A 13,228-nucleotide genomic window follows, 5' to 3' on the forward strand; every position below is an offset into this window, starting at 1 on the left:
TCAGATATTGAGCGAGCTCGGACGCGGCCCGTCACCGGCCAGATCAGCCGCCAGGGTTTCGTCCACCGAGGCGAATTGTTCGCCTTGCACTCCCAACAGAGCGGCCATGGCTTCCAGCGAGGACAGCAGCGTCACCGCGCCCTCGCTGGCCTCCTGCCATCCGGCAGTGAACGATTGGGCGGCGGGACCGCCCCAATAGGTCATGCCATCGATCTCGGCGTCGATGCGGCGAAACCCATCACCGACTGTGGTCGCGATATGCCGGAGAAATGTAGCGGCGTCCGCCATCGCAGCGGCATCCGCAGCAATCGGTTCGGGCGCCATTACCGCTCTCCTGGCTTGAGTCGAGTCATACAGCTACGGATCCTTACAGATACTTCGACGCGGCAGGCGCCTCATCGGTTCCACCCATAGGACCAGCATGCGCAGCATCCCGGCAACTCAGCATGGGCTGCTACCGGTACTTTTCGCGCTCGAAGAATCACTCCCGAGAAGGTCGTATTCGGCTTCGCGCCTCGGCCCGACCGGGAAGAAGACCGCAGGCCAGCAGCCGAGGGGAGGGACGAGGGCCGTCTCTATCTGGGCTGTACCCAAACCGACAAAGGGCACTGGAGTCCCTGCAGGCCCGCGCACAGCGCCATCGTCGGCAGCACCCGCCGGGCGGCTGCCAGTCAGGAGCTGGGGTGCAGCCCTGATACGAAGGCGGCGCTAATCTCGCTGATCGCCGCCCTCAATGCCGAGGAGTCGGGAAACGGCATTACGGCCACCACGATCGCTCCCGGCTACGTCGATACCGAGAAGAGCGCATGGATCCACGATCGGATCCCACCCGAGCGGATGCCGGCGGTGAACGATGTGGTCGAGATGGTAGACGCCCTGCTGCGGTTGTCCTCGCGTGCCGTGGTCCCCGATATCGTGATTTCGCGGGCCGGCACCGACGGCTACGGCGCGTAGCAGCGCCCGTATCATATGGGCGCACCCTGGCGCCTTATGGCGACCGTGGCGTTCGTGTACACGGAGTCGAGGCCGGGGCGCGTTCCTCCCGGCCCACCTCGATACAGGCTTCGGTGCCCGGTTCGGGCGGCTGGAGCGATCGGCCATGTCGCCGGCATACTACGCGCCGAAGGTTGCCGTGGGCAGCCCGGCGATCGTGGTCGATGCGACGAGGGCGGCGCCGTCCAGCGGGCCCGGTTCGGTCAGGCCGTGCGTCGCGGTGGTGACCACGATCCGGTGCGATGCACGGGCGCTGAACGCGATGCTCGTCGGCTGCGCCACCGGTACGGGGACCACGTCGATGAGTTCGCCCTCGGGGCTGTACCTGTGCAGTCGGCGGCCACCCCACAGTGCCGACCACACACACCCGTCCGCGTCGACGGTCATGCCGTCGGGGCTCGCGTCGTCAACCGTGGCGAAGACTCCCGCAGGCCTGTCGATTCCGCCGTCGGCTTCCACCCGGTACCGCAGGATCACCCCCCGCGCGCTGTCGGCGAGGTACATGGTGGCGCCGTCCGGGCCGAAGACCGGGCCGTTGGGGATGGTGAGCCCGTCGAGAACCACCCGGACGCTGCCGTCGGGGTCGACCCGCACCAGCCGCCCGGCGCCCGGCGTGCCGTCGTAGGGCATCGCGCCGGCCCAGAACCGCCCGTGCGGATCGGCGACACCGTCGTTCATCCGCATCGGCACCGGGGCGTCATCGAACGGCCGTGCCAGCCATTCGATTTCGACGGTGGGGGCGCCTGATCCTGCCCGGTCCGATACATCGAGTAGCGCGATCCCGGTTCCGGCAGCGGCTATCCAGCCGCCGCCGACACGCGGCGCGACGGCACCGAGCGGGACGTCGAGCCGCAACACCTCACGTGCCGTGTGCGCCGAATCGACCTCGGTCCCCAGGGAAAGCGTGCCGAGGGTCTCGAGCAGCACTCCCGCCAGCAGGTCGACGAACAGGAATCCGTCGTCCGTCGCTCGCGCGCCCTCGCCGAGTTCGTGCCGTGCCACGCCGAGGGGAGTCCACTCGCCCACCGTGCTCATCGCAGCGCCACCCCCGAGCCCGCCTCGATCAAAGCCAGCTCGTTGCGGCCGGGCAACCCTTCCCAGTCACCGCGACTCGAGACCGCGAACGCGCCGAGGGTGTTTCCGCGGGCGAGCCGCTCGGCGGTGTCGCCGCCGTCGAGCAGCGCGGACAGGTATCCCGCGGTGAAGGCGTCGCCGGCGCCGATCGAGTCGACGACACTCACCCGATGTCCCGCGGCGGTGGTCACGCCCGCGGCGGTGTGCGCGGCGGCGCCGTTCGCGCCGAGCTTGATCACCACTTCCGAAACCCCGCAGTCGATGAGTTCTGTGGGTTCGCCTGCAATGAGATCCAGTTCGTCCTCGGACGCGATCACCACATCCGCAGCGCGGGCCAGCGGGCGCAGCACTGCCGCGGCGGTGTCCGGATCCCACAGCCGGGAGCGGAAGTTCACGTCGAAGGAGATCAGTGTGCCGCCTTCGCGGGCGATACGCACGGCCTCTGTCACGGCCTCGGCGGCACTTGCGGACACGGCCGGTGTCACCCCGGTGAGGTGCAGGATCCGCGGCAGCTCCGCCAGTGCCGCGACGGAATCCGCCGCGCAGATCCGGGAGCCCGCGGAGTCGCGGCGATGGTATTCGACGCGGGTCATGTCCGGCAGCCGCTGCTCGAACATCACCAGGCCGGTGGCGCGTTCGGTGTCGCGGGAGGCGGTGTCGACGAGGACGTTTTCCGCGCGCAGGGTGCGCAGCACCAGTTCGCCGGACTCGTCGGCGCCGAGCCTGCCACCCCACCGCACCCGGTGACCGAGACGGGCGAGGCCGATCGCCACATTGGATTCCGCGCCCGCGACGGCCACCGTGGCGTCGCCACCGAACCGGATATGGCCCGCGACGCGTACGGCCACCATCGTCTCACCGAGGGTCACGACGTCGAGCGCGCGCTCGGATGTCGCGTTCACACGTGCTCCCGCACGGCCTCGAGGAAGGACCGCGCCCGCACACGCAGCGCATTCAGGTCGCCGCCGTCGGGGGCGTCGCCGCACAGCGGGCTCGCGACACCGACCGCGACCGCGCCGTTGGCAAGGTAGGCGGGTACGGTGTCCGCGCCGACACCGCCGACCGGGATGAGCGGGACCTCGGGGAACGGTGCGCGCAGATCCTTGAAGTATCCGGGGCCCATCGTGGACGCCGGAAAAATCTTGACCGCGTCCACACCGAGCCCGACCGCGGTGACGATCTCGGTGGGAGTCAGGGCACCGCAGAGCACCGGGATGCTGTTCTCGATCGCCGCGGGCACCGAAGGCGCCACGGCCGGGGTGACGACGTAGGTGGCGCCGGCCTCCCGCACTCGGATCACCTGGTCGGGGGTGAGGACGGTGCCTGCGCCGAGCTGGATCCGTCCATCCAGCCGCGTCGCGATCTCTCCGATCACCCGCAGCGCGTCGGCCGAGGTGAGGGAAACCTCGAACAACCGGACGCCCTCGTCGGCGAGAGCCAGCGCGGTGTCGATCGACGCGGCGGCGTCGGTGCCACGAATGATGCCGAGGAGCCGGTGTTCGCGCAGGTCGTCGAGCAGGGTCATGAGATGCCTCGATTTCGTCGGTTCGCGTGTCGTCGGTGGTCGCGGAGTCGGATCACCATTCGGCGAACGATCCGTCGGGGTGGTACCAGATCGGCCCGTGCCAGCTCGTCGCGACCGCGTCGGCCGCGCGGACCGCGGCCTCGTCGATCGCCACCCCGAGACCCGGAGCGTCCCAACGCTCGATATGCCCGTCGGCGAACTGCAGCGGGGAGCGGTCCAGGACGTAGTCGAGCAGTTCGGCACTGCCCTGGTTGTAGTGGATGCCGATGGACTGTTCCTGCAGCAGGAAGTTCGGGGTCGCGAGCGCGACCTGCAGGCTGGCGGCCAAGGCCAGCGGGCCGAGCGGGCAGTGCGGGGCGAGTAGCGCGCCGAAGGTCTCGGCCAGGGACGCGATGCGCCGGACCTCGGAGATGCCGCCGGCGTGCGAGAGGTCCGGTTGCACGACCGCGACACCCGATTCGAGCACGGGAAGGAATTCGGTCCGGGAGTACAGGCGTTCACCGGTCGCGATCGGCACGGTCGTCGACTCCACCACATCCCGCAGCCGGTGGCCGAGTTCCGGCAGTACCGGTTCCTCGACGAACAGCGGACGCATCGGCTCGAGCATCGATACGAGCCGGCGCGCGTCCGCGACCCCGACGCGACCGTGGAAGTCGATCGCGATGTCGTTCCGGTCGCCGATCGCTTCGCGGACCTTGCCGACGCGCTCGACGACGCCGTCGAGTCCGGCGGGCGCCGCCAGCCGGTCGAATCGTCCGCACGCGTTCATCTTCAGTGCGGTCAGACCGGCCTCGATCTGGGCGCGGGCGGCGTCGGCGACCTCGTCCGGTTCGTCGCCACCGACCCACCCGTACACGCGGACCCGGTCGCGAACCGCTCCTCCGAGTAGTTGGTGCACCGGTACGTCCAGCGACTTGCCGAGGATGTCCCACAGCGCCTGGTCGATTCCGGCGACAGCGCTCGAAAGCACCGGCCCGCCACGGTAGAAGCCACCCTTGGTCAGGACCTGCCAGTGCGCCTCGACGGTGCGCGGGTCCTTACCGATGAGCAGTTCCGCCAGTTCGTGGACCGCGGCGCGAACCGTATCGGCCCGGCCCTCGACCACCGGTTCGCCCCAGCCCACGATGCCGGCATCGGTATCGATGCGGCAGAACAGCCATCGTGGCGCGACTGCGAAGGTATCGATAGCCGTGATCTTCACCCTGATTCCTTACTGTCGAGAAGATTGAGCACGCGCGACAGGTCGTCTGTGGCCTTGGCGAGCAGTGCCTGGGTCGAGGCCACCGCAGCCGTGGGATCGCTCGCCCGGATGGCATCGACGACGGCGCGGTGACTCGGCACCGGGTCGTCGGTGGTGTGGTGGTGTACGAGGGAATCGCGAACCATCAGCGCCGGTTTGATGAGCACGTTCATACTGGCCAGCATCTCGTTGTGCGCGGCCCGCAACAGCAGTTCGTGCCAGGCCAGGTCCGCGGCGGCGGCCTGCTCGGCGGTTCCCGTCGCGGCGGCGGCCATATCGGTGAGGCACTGTTCGAAGTCGGCGAGGTCCTCGTCGGTGCGGCGCAGCGCCGCCAGTCCGGCAGCGGACGGTTCGATGATCGCCCGTACCTCGGCGAGTTCGTCGAGCATCGCGGACGCGTCACCGGCGGAGTGCCGCCAGCGGATCACATCGCTGTCGAGTACGTTCCACTGGGCCCGGTCCCGGACGAACGTCCCGCGGCGCTGACGGGAATCGACCAGCCCCTTGGCGGCGAGCACCTTGATCGCCTCGCGTAGCGCGGTCAACGACAGGTCCATCCGCGCGCCGATCTCTCGGAGATCGAGGACCTCGCCAGGCGCTATCGTGCCGTCCACGATTCGAGAACCGAGCAGTTCCACTGTCGAACCGTGGACCCCACGTCCCGCATAGCCTGTCATCTCTTCTCCTCGACCCCGTTCTTCGTGAATTGGCTGTCACACCCCGGCGTGGGTGCGGTCAGGACGAATTCTTGGTGATGCTCCATCCGCCGTCGACGGTGAGGGTGGCGCCGGTGACGAAGGACGCGGACGCGCCGAGCAGGAACTCGATGGGACCGGCCACCTCATCGGGATCACCGAGCCGCCCGATAACCGTCTCGGCAGCGCTCGCGGCGCGCTCGTCTTCCTGGATCCCGTCCCACTGCGCCGTCAGGATCGGTCCGGGCAGCACACAATTCACCCGGACCTCACCACCGTATTCAGTGGCCAGCTGCCGGGTGAGGCCGGTCAGTCCGGCCTTAGTCGCGGCGTAGGCGGGTACCCCGGGCAGGCCGAAGCCGGCATGGACGGACGAGACGATGACGATCGCGCCGCGCTGGTCGCGGCGCAGGTCGGGCAGGCACGCCCGGACGCCGTGGAAGGCGCCGGTGAGGTTGACGTCCAGCTGCCGCTGCCACGACGCGAGCGTCATCTCGTGCAGCGGGGCGTGGTCGGTGGCGAGCGCGTTGCAGACGAGCGCGTCGAGGGGACCGAACGTCGCGCGGGTGCGGGCGAGCGCTGCCGACCAGTCGGATTCGGAGGTCACATCGCCGCGGCAGGCCAGTACCCGGCCGCCCGCGGATTCGATCGACGCGGCCGTATCGGCGACCTTCTCGTCGCGGTCGAACAGCACAACCGACCATCCGGAGGTCGCCATCCGGCGTGCGGTCGCGGCGCCGATTCCCCGGGCCGCGCCGGTGATCAGCATTGTGCCGGTGTCGGATCCTGTGGTCACGGGGTCTCCTTCCGGTCGTGTGCCCGCCCGGGATCGGGTGCGGTACCGAGGTCGTGATCGTCTCCGGTTCCGTTCTCGCGCAGCGTGACCCGGCTATCGATCAGGTCGCTGTCCAGCGCGATCACCGCACCGGCAGGCACCCTGCCGTAGGGGATGCCGTCGACCAGGAGCTCACCGCCGACGTACGCGGCGAACCGGGCGCCGCTCTCCCAGTGCCCGACCGGAGTGACGGCGCGGACCTCACCCTCGCCGGTGGCGGTCGCACATCGGTACTCGAGCGCGGTGTGTTCGCCCGGCGCCAGGGTCGTCGACGGGCCGAGGAGTTCGATCTCCACGATCCGTGCCCGTGGGTGCAGACCGCCGAGATGCTCGATCGGTTCGCCCAGCGGGTGTTCCATCCACACCTCCACCCGGGATCCGCCGTCCGGGTAGTCGCCGCCCGGATCGGTGGTGAAGGCCTGGGTGGTGGTGATACCGTGCGCGCCGTGCGCCAGCCATCCACTCGCGCCGGGAAATCCGACTTTGCCGACGACATCCTGGTGCGGCACCAGGACCCGATCGGTGCCGAGAGCCTCGTGCCGGGGCACTCCGGTACCGACCGCGAGTGGTACCGCCCGGTGGTCCCCGTCGGTGACGCCGACGTACACGCCGCCGCGGCCGGGCTCGCCGGCGGCGCGCTGGGTGACGTTCCACAGTGCCCACCGCACCGGCTCTGCGGACGTGTTGCGGGCTTCGAGACGCACGTCGTAGCAACTCTGCCCGTCCCGCAGCGTGACGGACCGGGTGAGGGTCAGGCCGGTGCGCGGGTCGTGGCCGCTGGTCATCGTCAGCGTCACCGCCCCGGGTATGCGCTCCACCCGCCGGTCGTACGGGCCGGAGTCCAGCACCGGATCCGGCGGGCCCGCCCACTCGGCCGGGCCGGACCATCCCTGCGGCGCGGGCCACGTCTTGTCGCCGCCGTAGTTGTTCCAGACGCTCATCGGCCCCGATACCGGCGCGGGCATATGCGGCGGCACCGGATGCAGGTTCTCGTCCAGCAGTTCGGTGTTGCGCCACAGGGTTTCCCGGCCGTGCAATCGCACCGAGAGCAGCCGCCCGCCCAGTGCCGGAACGAACCCGAGCCGCAACACCGCGTTGTCGAGCCATACGATGTCGGGACGACCCGCGGAACCCGCATCGATCTCGACGAGGGTTCCGGGGGAGGGCGGCTGGGTCACTGTAGTGAATCCGAGACGAAGACGACCTTGCCGCGGCTGCCACCCGCGGCGAGGGCGAAGGCCTGATCCGCCTTGTCGAGAGTGAACCGGTCGCTGACGACGGCCTCGGGACGCAGGCCCCACGCGACCAGGTTGGTCGCAAGGTCCGACATCGCCTGCAGGGACGTCACCCACGACGCGTGCAGCGTCAACTGCTTGTGCAGCAACGTGTCGGAGACCTCGCTGTCGAAGCGGCCGCCCTCGCCGATGAACGAGACGTGACCCCATTCGGCCGCGTGCTCGACCGCGGTGGACCGGCCGGGTGCGGACCCGGACGCGTCGATGGTGAAGGCGAAACCGGCTCCGCCGGTGAGCCGGTCGAGTTCGGCGTCCGCTTCGCTCGGTGCGACGGTGGTATCGAAGATACCGAGTGAGTCGGCCCACCCCCGGCGCACCTCGGACGGTTCGACGCCGACCACGCGACGAGCGCCCATCCCGCGGCCGATCATGCCGGCCGCGAGACCGACCGGTCCCAGACCGACGACCAGCAGGTCGCCTTCCCCGCTGACGCCGATGCGGCGCAGTCCTTCGTAGGCGGTGCCGAATCCGCAGGCGATGAGCGCACCGTCGACGTAGGACAGTTCCGCGGGCAGCGGCACACAGGTGCGCTCCTCGGCCAGAACGTAGCGGGCGTTGCCACCGTCGCGCTGCCAGCCGTACGACTCCCGGGACGCCGCGGTGCAGCTGATGTAGAAACCGCGGCGGCAGTTGTCGCAGAGTCCGCAACCGGCGATGTGGTAGACGATGACCCGGTCGCCGACGCCGAACCGGCCGCAGCCGGGCCCGGCGGCGACGACACGACCGGACGGCTCGTGGCCGGAGACGACCCCGCGGTACGCGGGGCCGTCGATCCCGCGGTGGGTCTTGTACTCACGGTAGATGTAGCTGATGTCGGTACCGCAGATGCCCGCGGCGCCGACCTCGACGAGCAGCTGTCCCGGACCGGGCGTCGGCACGGGGACCTGCCGCATCTCGGTGGTGGAGTTGCCGGGGAGGTAGATGCCCGGCATCGTCTCGGGAACGGTCCGGGTCCCCGGTTCGGTTGTGGTCACAATTCCTCCTGTGAGCGGCCGGGGCAGGACCGTGCGGTGCACGCCGGTACCGAGCCCGTATCGATGGGAGAGCCGGTCATGCGGTGCGGGTGGCTGCGGCGCCGCGGCGGACGACGAGCGCGTTGATCAGGACGGCGCCGACGATGATGACGCCGCGAATGACGTCCTGCAGGAAGGAGTTCACCCCGAGCAGGACGAGTCCGTTGCCGATCACGGTGATGAAGACGACGCCGAGCAGGGTGCCCAGCATCGTGCCGCGACCGCCGGCAAGTGCGGCACCGCCGATGACGACGGCCGCGATGATGTCGAACTCCAGGCCCGCTCCCGCGCTGCCGGAACCCGCACCGAGCCGGGAAGCGAGCAGTACGCCGGTGATCGCCGAGAGCAGGCCGGTGGTCGCGAACAGCAGGATGCGCACCTTGGTGAGGTTGATGCCGGCAAGCTGGGCGGCAGCCGCGTTACCGCCGATCGCGTATACCGAACGACCGTACGCGGTGAACTTGGCGATATAGACGAACACGGCGAACAGGATCAGCATCACCACCGCGGACGTCGGAATACCGAGGATGGAACCGCCCAGCAGGTCGAACAGACCGCTGTCGGGGAGCACCACGGGCAGGGCGTCGGTGAGATAGAGGCCGAGACCGCCGAGGACGCTCCACAGGCCGAGGGTGGCGATGAAGGAAGGCACGTTGAAGGTGGCCCGCAGCCAGCCGGCGAGTGCACCCCACGCGGCACCGAGCACCAGGGTGAGGAGCACGGCACCGAACACACCCAATCCCCACTGGGTGCTGCCCATCGCGACCAGCACCGAGGCGAACGCGACGGCCGGACCGATGCTGATGTCGATATCGCCCGCGATGATCACCAGCGTGACACCCCAGGCAGCGATGCCGATCGTCGCGGCGTCGCGCAGGATGCCCAGCTGGTTCGAGCCGTCCATGAAGCCCGACGCGGTCAGACCGAGCACCACGTAGAGCGCCGCGATCGCCACCACGAGGCCGATTTCGTTGAGCTGATGACTACGCGAGCCCAGCCGGCCGCGTGCGGTGCGGGAATCACCCGGCCGGAGATTGTTCTTGGTGATGACCACGGGGTCCTCTTCTCGTCTTGGCTTCGTGGTGGTCAGGCCGCCATCGCGGCGGCGAGGACGGAGGCGATGGTGATATCGGAGCCGGTGAGCTCCTCGGTGATCTCGCCGCCACGTAGAGCGAGCACCCGGTCACAGACCAGGGGCAGCTCTTCGAGTTCACCCGAGACGAACACCACGGCGGCGCCGCCGTCGGCGAGTTCCCGGACGAGACGGTAGATCTGGGACTTCGCGGCGACATCGACACCACGGGTGGGTTCGTCGAGCAGCAGGATCCGGCTGCCCGCGTGCAGCCAGCGGCCGATGACCGCCTTCTGCTGGTTGCCGCCACTGAGGTTGACGATCGGGGTCTCCGTGCGGGCAGTCGCGATCGACAGCCGCGAGATCAGGTCGGCGGCCGCCTCGCGGAACCGGCGGTACACGATGGTCGGTCCGGAGCTGACGGTCCGATAGTCCGATATCAGCATGTTCTCGTCGACACCGAGTAACGGCACGATGCCCGCGCCCTTGCGGTCCTCGGGCGTCATGCCGACTCCCAAAGCCTTCATCCGGGCCGCGCTGACACTGCGGACCTCGGTCCCGGCCACCGCGACGGAGCCGGACGAGATCGGATGGAATCCCGCGACAGCGCGGAGTAGTTCGCTGCGACCCGAGCCCATCAGGCCGGCGATTCCGAGCACTTCGCCCGGATGCACATCGAACGACACCTCGCGGATCATCGGCGGCAGCACCAGGTTCCGCACCGCGAGCAGCGGCGTCCCGGAGCGGTCCACGGCACGCTCGGTGCGTTCCGCCACGGCCGGCGCGGCGGAGCCGACCATCAGCGCCACGATATCGGCGGTGCTTATATCCTCCAGCGAGACGGTTTCGACCACCCGGCCGTCGCGCATAACGGTCGCGGTCGAGGCGACCTGCCGGATCTCGTCCAGGCGATGGCTCACGTACACGACGGCGACTCCGGCCGCCGCGATCTGCTCGACGGTCCGCAGCACCACCTGGACCTCGGCGGCGGCCAGCGCACTGGTCGGTTCGTCGAGGATGAGCAGCCGGGGCTTGCGCCGGACGGCACGGCAGATCTCGACGAGCTGCTGTTCGGCGAGTGGCAGGGACTCGACCCGGCTGAGCGGATCGATATCGAGTGCGAGTTCCTCCAGCACGGCGGCGGTTTCGCGGCACATGGTGTCGTAATCGACGCGACCGGCAGTGCGGGGCCAGACACCGAGAAACATGTTCTCCGCGACGGTCAGTTCCGGGACCAGGCTCAGTTCCTGGTAGACGGTCTCGATGCCGAGCGCCGTCGACCGTCGGACGCCGCCGTTGCCGAGTGGTTCACCACCGACGCGGATGGTCCCCCGGTCGGCGGTTTCGACACCCGCGAGCAGCCGGATCATCGTCGACTTGCCCGCACCGTTGCGGCCGAGCAGTGCCCGCACCTCACCGGCGCGAATGGTGACAGAGGCATCGGTCAAGGCCTGCACACCGGCGTAGTGCTTGGTCAATCCCTCGATCTCGACGACAACGGCGGGATCGTCCGTGTGCTGATCCATGGTGTCCTTCCGGGTGTGGGGCGGGTTCGCGGCGGCTGCGGAGGTCACGGGATCCCATCCGGATGCGTCTCGATCCAGTCCGCGGCGGCCTGCGGTCCGACGTACTCGTCGACCGGGGCCGGGATCACGAACTCGGTGGGCGGGTTGCCATCGATGACGTCGACGGCCGCGCGGCCCGCCAGTTCGCCGACCTTGATACCGGAGATATCGGTGACACCTTTGAGGATGGTGCCCTCCCGCAGCATGCCGGCCGCCTGCGTCGACATATCGCCGCCGAACACCGCCACGGCACCGGCCTTGTCCCGGGCTCGGACAGCGCGTGCCGCGCCGATCATCTGCGAACCGGCCTCACCGTAGAACGCGTCGACATCGGGCTGGGCCGTGAGGATCTGTTCGGCGCGCTGGACTGCCTCGTCGAGGGTCAGCCCCTGCTGGTTGGCCACGATGGTGGCACCGGGAGCCGCCGCGGTGAGCGCTTCCTCGAACCCGATCCGGCGCTGGATGCACACCTCGAACTGTTCGCAGTTGATCACCGCCACCTTCGGTGCGGTGATGCCCTTTTCCCGGAAGTAGGCCGCCATCTGGCGTCCCGAAGCGGCACCGAACTCCTTGGGGTCGCCGAGCACGTAGGCGGAAACCAGCTCACGGGCGGCATCGTCCTCGATGCAGGTGTTATAGCAGATGATCGGGACGCCGCCCTCGTGCGCGAGCCTCAGTGCGGGGACGGAGGCGGTCGCGGAAGCCGGCGAGATGATCAGCGCGTCGGCCTTCACCGAGGCGACCGTATCGACGAACGTGCTCTCCTTGGAGGCGTCCGACTGGATGTTGGACGCGAGCAGCTGGGGCGCGTCGGGCAGTTCGGTGAACGTCTCGTTCAAGCCCTTCGCGACGCCTGCGTAGTAGCCCTCTGCGTTCAGGTAGACGACCCCGACGCGGCCGTTCTCGCCGACCTTGCCCGCGCAGCCCGCGACGGTCGCGGCGATCAGCACCGCGCCGAGGATGGCGCCCCACTTCCTCTTGACCTGCATGTGACCTCGATGTCTCGCCTGGGCAACTTTGCTTCGACAGAGTCACCCACCACGCCCGGCGGTGTCAATACTAAATTATTATTTATTATTGACGAGCTGATCAGGGAGCCGCGGCGGCACCGATCCGCAGCACGAGAGCCTCGACGAAGGCCGAGTCGCGAGCGACCGGAACGCGCCCTCGCCGCGGCGCCTCACTCGTGGGTTGGGACGCCGCCTGGCGAACTGTCGACGTGCGTTGATCCGGTCGACCGCGGTTTGCTCGAGCCGCCGGGCGTCCCGGGCCCGTTCGATCGCCCGCGTCATGTCCCGGGCTTGCTCCGGCATCGCGCCTGCAACACGATCGAGGACGATCAGGAGTTGCGGTACGGCCGTGGTCGCCGCCGCGCTGCTCATGGCAAGTTTTCCCTCGTGCGCCGTCGATGAAATCGTGGCCGACGAGTGGGTCGTCCAAGTGGGACTGCTGTCCGAGTAGACCGGGTCGCTCGCTCTGTAAGCGGCTGTTCCGCGAGATCGAGGCCGATCCGCACACCGAGAACCGGGACTTCCTTGCCGGTCGGCGCGCCAGAATCACCCCGGCGCAGGCCGGACTGCCGACCAGCGCCCGTCGCCGGGTCGCCGGGCTGCGGCGCGAGGAGGTCGCCGTCCTTGCCGGCGTGAGCACAGAGTGGTACACGCGACTGGAGTCCGAGGTCCATTCCCGGGCGTAGAGACATTCCTCGGTGAGATGCGGTTGTAGCGTTCGACTTTGCCGTTGCAGCCAGGCGTGCAGGGACGGATCCACTGGTGGCGAGTTCTATGAAGGACCTTCGAGAAGTCCCGGGCCTTGTAGCAGGCGCCGCTGCCGATCGTGCTCCGGTTCCGGACGACCACCGGATCATCCGCGATCACCTCACCGGCGAGGTGGCCGATCGGCCGGCTGCCACCGTCGCCCG

At 69.1% G+C, this 13,228-nt stretch carries 12 protein-coding genes and 3 pseudogenes; 2 read left to right on the top strand and 13 right to left on the bottom strand.

Annotation, left to right across the window (positions count from 1 at the left end):
- Positions 1-324: a WXG100 family type VII secretion target gene (locus tag AB0H42_RS30745; RefSeq protein ID WP_357062459.1), complete on the bottom strand. Its 324-nt coding sequence runs from the start codon at positions 322-324 to the stop codon at positions 1-3.
- Between the two features lie 372 nt (positions 325-696).
- On the opposite strand from AB0H42_RS30745, the pseudogene AB0H42_RS30750 reads away from it, so the two are divergent.
- A pseudogene (locus AB0H42_RS30750) lies at positions 697-954 on the top strand (short-chain dehydrogenase); the annotation flags it as partial.
- A 159-nt stretch (positions 955-1,113) separates the two neighbouring features.
- On the opposite strand, the gene AB0H42_RS30755 reads toward AB0H42_RS30750, so the two are convergent.
- The 11 genes from AB0H42_RS30755 to AB0H42_RS30805 all read right to left on the bottom strand — a co-directional run bounded on the left by AB0H42_RS30755 (position 1,114) and on the right by AB0H42_RS30805 (position 12,296).
- Positions 1,114-2,028 carry an SMP-30/gluconolactonase/LRE family protein gene (locus AB0H42_RS30755; protein WP_357062461.1) on the bottom strand — a complete coding sequence of 305 codons (915 nt, stop codon included), beginning with the start codon at positions 2,026-2,028 and terminating at the stop codon, positions 1,114-1,116.
- Complete coding sequence (locus tag AB0H42_RS30760; protein ID WP_357062463.1) at positions 2,025-2,969, bottom strand: sugar kinase; 945 nt, start codon at positions 2,967-2,969, stop codon at positions 2,025-2,027. Before AB0H42_RS30760 ends, AB0H42_RS30755 begins: the two co-directional genes overlap by 4 nt.
- Complete coding sequence (locus AB0H42_RS30765) at positions 2,966-3,592, bottom strand: bifunctional 4-hydroxy-2-oxoglutarate aldolase/2-dehydro-3-deoxy-phosphogluconate aldolase (RefSeq protein ID WP_357062465.1); 627 nt, start codon at positions 3,590-3,592, stop codon at positions 2,966-2,968. Before AB0H42_RS30765 ends, AB0H42_RS30760 begins: the two co-directional genes overlap by 4 nt.
- Positions 3,593-3,644: 52 nt before the next feature.
- Complete coding sequence (gene dgoD / locus AB0H42_RS30770) at positions 3,645-4,793, bottom strand: galactonate dehydratase (protein ID WP_357062466.1); 1,149 nt, start codon at positions 4,791-4,793, stop codon at positions 3,645-3,647.
- The gene (locus AB0H42_RS30775; RefSeq protein ID WP_357062467.1) at positions 4,790-5,509 is read right to left on the bottom strand and encodes a FadR/GntR family transcriptional regulator; all 720 of its coding nucleotides are present in this window, start codon (positions 5,507-5,509) and stop codon (positions 4,790-4,792) included. The genes dgoD and AB0H42_RS30775 overlap by 4 nt, the downstream gene beginning before the upstream one ends.
- A gap of 58 nt (positions 5,510-5,567) precedes the next feature.
- Positions 5,568-6,323 carry an SDR family oxidoreductase gene (locus tag AB0H42_RS30780; RefSeq protein ID WP_357062469.1) on the bottom strand — a complete coding sequence of 252 codons (756 nt, stop codon included), beginning with the start codon at positions 6,321-6,323 and terminating at the stop codon, positions 5,568-5,570.
- Complete coding sequence (locus AB0H42_RS30785; RefSeq protein ID WP_357062471.1) at positions 6,320-7,540, bottom strand: DUF4380 domain-containing protein; 1,221 nt, start codon at positions 7,538-7,540, stop codon at positions 6,320-6,322. The genes AB0H42_RS30780 and AB0H42_RS30785 overlap by 4 nt, the downstream gene beginning before the upstream one ends.
- Positions 7,537-8,631: a zinc-binding dehydrogenase gene (locus AB0H42_RS30790; protein ID WP_357062472.1), complete on the bottom strand. Its 1,095-nt coding sequence runs from the start codon at positions 8,629-8,631 to the stop codon at positions 7,537-7,539. The genes AB0H42_RS30785 and AB0H42_RS30790 overlap by 4 nt, the downstream gene beginning before the upstream one ends.
- A 76-nt stretch (positions 8,632-8,707) precedes the next feature.
- On the bottom strand, positions 8,708-9,724 hold the full coding sequence (locus tag AB0H42_RS30795) for an ABC transporter permease (RefSeq protein WP_357062473.1): 1,017 nt from the start codon (positions 9,722-9,724) through the stop codon (positions 8,708-8,710).
- Positions 9,725-9,756: 32 nt separating this feature from the next.
- Positions 9,757-11,268 (bottom strand): sugar ABC transporter ATP-binding protein, encoded by a 1,512-nt coding sequence (locus AB0H42_RS30800; RefSeq protein WP_357062474.1) that lies wholly within the window; start codon positions 11,266-11,268, stop codon positions 9,757-9,759.
- Positions 11,269-11,312: 44 nt separating this feature from the next.
- Complete coding sequence (locus tag AB0H42_RS30805) at positions 11,313-12,296, bottom strand: substrate-binding domain-containing protein (RefSeq protein ID WP_357062476.1); 984 nt, start codon at positions 12,294-12,296, stop codon at positions 11,313-11,315.
- A gap of 509 nt (positions 12,297-12,805) precedes the next feature.
- On the opposite strand from AB0H42_RS30805, the pseudogene AB0H42_RS30810 reads away from it, so the two are divergent.
- Positions 12,806-12,979 (top strand): annotated as a pseudogene (locus AB0H42_RS30810) (transcriptional regulator); the annotation flags it as partial.
- Here AB0H42_RS30810 and AB0H42_RS30815 read toward each other — a convergent pair.
- Positions 12,979-13,136: pseudogene (locus tag AB0H42_RS30815) on the bottom strand (IS481 family transposase); the annotation flags it as partial. The pseudogenes AB0H42_RS30810 and AB0H42_RS30815 sit on opposite strands and share 1 nt — an antisense overlap.
- Positions 13,137-13,228: the final 92 nt, after the last annotated feature.

Origin of the sequence: Nocardia sp. NPDC050799 (assembly GCF_040654015.1) — a bacterium.
Lineage (GTDB): Bacteria > Actinomycetota > Actinomycetes > Mycobacteriales > Mycobacteriaceae > Nocardia.